Source organism: Pseudomonas morbosilactucae (assembly GCF_023241715.1).
GTDB lineage: Bacteria > Pseudomonadota > Gammaproteobacteria > Pseudomonadales > Pseudomonadaceae > Aquipseudomonas > Aquipseudomonas morbosilactucae.
The window spans coordinates 1-690 of the sequence record NZ_JALQCW010000113.1; the positions used below are offsets into that span (position 1 = coordinate 1).

General features: G+C 63.5%; 2 protein-coding genes. Both read right to left on the reverse strand.

The features are described from left to right. The coding region (locus M1B34_RS33895) for a hypothetical protein (protein ID WP_341870566.1) at positions 1 to 159 on the reverse strand (159 nt) is incomplete at its 3' end. Continuing rightward, positions 83 to 690: calcium-binding protein (locus M1B34_RS32225; protein WP_425273564.1), on the reverse strand; the 608-nt coding region annotated here is incomplete at its 5' end. The genes M1B34_RS32225 and M1B34_RS33895, both read right to left, overlap by 77 nt.

Here is a 690-nt window from a genome sequence, read left to right on the forward strand (position 1 = left end):
TGAATCGACCACGTAGGTGTCATCGCCCAAACCGCCGATCAAGGTGTCGATGCCAGCCTTGCCATCGAGGATGTTGGCACCGTCACTGCCTATCAGGATGTTGGCCGCCGCGTTGCCGGTCAGGTTGATGGGCCAGGGTGGCCGGGTCGTCGGTGGCATCCAGGTTCTCCAGGTTGGCCCCCAGGGTGATTGTCACCGTCGCCAGGCCAGTAGTGCCGCCATAGAGTTCAACACTGTCGTTGCCTTGGTCGGCCAGCTCGATAACGCTGTCTTCCAAGAGGTTCTTGGCCGTCAGGGCGACCCGGTAACTGTCATCCCCCAAGCCGCCCTTGAGCGTATCCACGCCACCCAGGCCGTCCAGATCGTTGTTGCCACTGTTGCCGGTGAGGGTGTTGGCCAGGGCGTTGCCTTCGCCGTCGATATTGCCGCTGCCGGTGAGCACCAGGTTATCCACGCCGGACTGCAGGTCCAGGCTGAAATCGACACTGCTTTCGACGGTGTCGATGCCCCCGCTGTCGAGCACCTGGTCGTTGACGTTATCGACGATGTAGGTGTCATTGCCGGCGCCGCCCTGCATCAGGTCCGCGCCAACGCCGCCGTCGATGCGGTTGGCCCCGGCGTTGCCGGTCAGGGTGTTGTCCAGGGCGTTGCCCAGCAAGTTGAAGGTGCCGCTGGCCAGCACCACGGCGT